Origin of the sequence: Coleofasciculus sp. C1-SOL-03, assembly GCF_040220555.1 — a bacterium.
In the GTDB taxonomy this organism is placed as follows: Bacteria; Cyanobacteriota; Cyanobacteriia; order Cyanobacteriales; family Coleofasciculaceae; genus Coleofasciculus.
The window spans coordinates 1-2872 of sequence record NZ_JAVJUO010000111.1 but is presented as its reverse complement, the minus strand read 5'-3'; the positions used below and the strand labels follow the sequence as shown (position 1 = coordinate 2872).

General features: G+C 45.6%; 5 protein-coding genes and 1 pseudogene. 4 read left to right on the top strand and 2 right to left on the bottom strand.

The features are described 5' to 3' along the window. A partial coding sequence (locus RIE73_RS18050) for a Uma2 family endonuclease (protein ID WP_446402490.1) occupies positions 1 to 460 on the top strand: 460 nt, incomplete at its 5' end. Between the two features lie 58 nt (positions 461 to 518). Next, positions 519 to 1070, top strand: a complete 552-nt coding sequence (locus tag RIE73_RS18045) for a Uma2 family endonuclease (protein ID WP_446402489.1) — start codon at positions 519 to 521, stop codon at positions 1068 to 1070. A gap of 118 nt (positions 1071 to 1188) precedes the next feature. On the opposite strand, the gene RIE73_RS18040 is transcribed toward RIE73_RS18045, so the two are convergent. After that, entirely contained in the window at positions 1189 to 1740 is a 552-nt protein-coding gene (locus RIE73_RS18040; RefSeq protein ID WP_446402488.1) for a mechanosensitive ion channel family protein, read from the bottom strand. Between the two features lie 45 nt (positions 1741 to 1785). Continuing rightward, a complete protein-coding gene (locus RIE73_RS18035) occupies positions 1786 to 2154 on the bottom strand; it encodes a hypothetical protein (RefSeq protein WP_446402487.1) in 369 nt (122 codons plus the stop codon). A 192-nt stretch (positions 2155 to 2346) separates the two neighbouring features. On the opposite strand from RIE73_RS18035, the gene RIE73_RS18030 reads away from it, so the two are divergent. Beyond that, positions 2347 to 2574, top strand: coding sequence for a hypothetical protein (locus RIE73_RS18030; RefSeq protein WP_446402486.1), 228 nt, complete (start codon positions 2347 to 2349; stop codon positions 2572 to 2574). Between the two features lie 91 nt (positions 2575 to 2665). Beyond that, positions 2666 to 2872 (top strand): annotated as a pseudogene (locus RIE73_RS18025) (Uma2 family endonuclease); the annotation flags it as partial.

The following is a 2872-nucleotide window of genomic DNA, read 5'->3' as shown; positions in this document are numbered from 1 at the left end:
CCGCAGTTATACGCCACACCTGCAAGGGGATATTCCAGGAATTGTGATCGAATTTCTCTCAGATACAGAAGGAAATGAATATTCGATTAAGCCGACATATCCTCCAGGGAAATGGTATTTTTATGAGCAAGTGTTGCGAGTCCCCCAGTATGGAATTTTTGAACCTGAAGAAGGTGTGCTGGAAATGTATCAGCTCAATGATGCTGGACATTATGTCTTGCAGCCGCCGCAACAGAGGCGCTATTGGATAGAAGCGCTGGGTTTATTTTTGGGTGTGTGGGAAGGAAGGAAGGGAAACCGTCAGGGGTATTGGTTGCGATGGTGGGATGAATCGGGACAACTTTTACCTTGGGGAGTAGAATTAGTAGAACAAGAACGACTTCGGGCTGAACAAGAACGACAAAGAGTTCAAACCTTAATCGCACAGTTACGAGCGGCAGGAATTGAGCCAGAGACTTAAATATTATACTAATAGTATGATTTCGACAAAATTATAGATATAGATGTAAAGAGGTTCTATGGCGTCTCTAACAGCTCTGACACGCAAAGACTTGGAAAAACTACAAGCCGAACATCCTGATTATTCCATGGAGTTAGTTGACGGTCAAATTGTAATTATGAGTCCATCCGGTTATGAATCAGATGAAGTTGCCGCCGAATTTACTGCTCAGTTACGCAATTGGGTTAAACCACGCAGATTAGGACGAGTAACCGGTTCTAGTGCAGGTTTTGACTTGCCGAGTGCTAATGTCAGAGCGCCTGATGTTTCTTTTGTTTTAGCCGAGCGCTTGCCCAAAAGTCCTCGTTCCTTTGCTGAACTAGCTCCCGATTTAATGGTTGAGGTGAAATCGCCAACGGATACACTCAAATCTCTGAGAGATAAGATTCAATTTTTCCTCACTCAAGGAACAAAAATAGGTATTTTGATGAATCCTCAACGGCGTCGGGTTGAAATTTATCGCCCCGACTCGGAGGTGGAAATTTTAGGCGATAGTGATATTCTAACGATTCCTGATTTACTTCCGGGTTTTGAAGTAGCCATTGTTGATTTGTGGTCACCAGAATTTTAACCTCTATCGTTTCCAGTTGTTTCCAACTCAAAGGTTCTAATCTGGACCATCCGGATCAGCGCCAACGGATACCCCAGGATCAAAGGATTCAGGGTCAAAGTATGACTGAGTACCATGCTTAGATAGTTGAGGTTCTAAGGGTTCCACAGACGTTTGCGAAACTTGAATCAACGTAACACCACAAATCACCGATTTTGACTTCATCGCCCACATCGAAGGGCTTGTACGCCATAATCATCAAGCCACTTGCCAAATTTCCCAGGTTACTTTGCAGTGCAAAGGCAAGTACGAAACTCACCCCCCCAAGCAGAGCTAAGATTGGACCCAGGCTGACTTCCAGTGCGGTTAGAGCGAGTAGGAAGGCAACGAGGATACCACCGCGCTTGATCACGATAACCAGGAAGTTACGTAACAGTTGGGATACATTGCTTAATCGGGAAAGAGCTTGGTTAACAATAATACCAACAAGCTGAGACGCGATCGCGACGCCGATAAAAACGCCTAAAAACTTGCCCGTATTATTAACCCAGCGTAAGCCACCTTCTTCGGATGAGAACCAGTTGATCAGCCGCAGCCCTAAACCTTCGGTGTCGGTTATGTCAAGTTCAACACCACTAACGGCTTGAATGTATTTACGGTAAAACTCAGGATCGCCGCCTTTTTTCTCCAATTCGTTGAGGATAACGTTAAAGCGATCAATAATTGCAGTTCGTTGCTAGGGTATCAATTTTTTCCGTCGTGGCTTCATAGCCCAACGATCCAGCCGTCTGGCTTTTTCTTTGAGCAGCAGTAGCCAAGCGGCTGCTTCAATTTCGAGTTCGGCTAAGGTAAAGGGCTGTACCAACAGTCTCAATTCCTCGACGGGAATGGTTGGATCTTCCGTCGTGATTGCCGCTTGGGGATCTACCTCTGTAGGAACTTGTACCTGTTCCGTGGTGGTTTCTTCCGCTTCAGCGTCTTGGGCTCGCACCGGTGTCCACCACACGGCGACAGCACAGACAACTCCCGTCAGGACAATTGCACCCACTCGATAACGCGGTTTGGGCGGTTTCTCCCTGAATATGTTTGGTTTTAATGGCAGCATTTTGTTAGTTAAAAAACCCAATTACAGCTACAACGGTCTAAAAGCTAAACTGATTAGACTTATCTTGAGCAAGACTTATCTTAAGCAGAGAGTTAGGAGCGAGCAGTATAATTTAATCCTACCAGTTTATTCTTACTGTTGACTCTTCTGTCAAAACATCACGTTCCTCTGTTCATTTCCTATAACCCACTTATGACCACTACTAAAGAACAATTGCTGATCGCGATCGAATCCACCCCAGAACCGATTCTGGCGCAAATTCTTGACTATCTCGAATACCTCAAAACAAAACCGACTCGCCCAACTGCTCGCTCTAGAACCGTTCCGATTCCGGATGGGGAACCCCTAAAGCGGGGTTCTCAAGCCATAAGTCCACGGTGTAACTTTTGGTCGATAACCCCCTTGGCTTGCCATTTTTGAACTCATTTGTTTACCTGAGTGGATCAAGTCCTGCGATCGCACTCTATCTTTATCTAAAATAGGGCTTACAGATGCAGGGAGATGATACCTGATGACAACGGTGACAACTCAGCCTAAAATTACCTGGGAGAAGCTACCCGATGATTTTCCCTTACCTGATGATCCTGTGGATAATATTGATCAGCCGACATTAGCCGCCGCACTCAGCGACAGTTTAGAACAAACCGGGCGATTGCAAGACAATACATTAGTCGCCACGAATTACGGTGTCTGCGCTCGGTTAGAGGGTAAGTTTGTG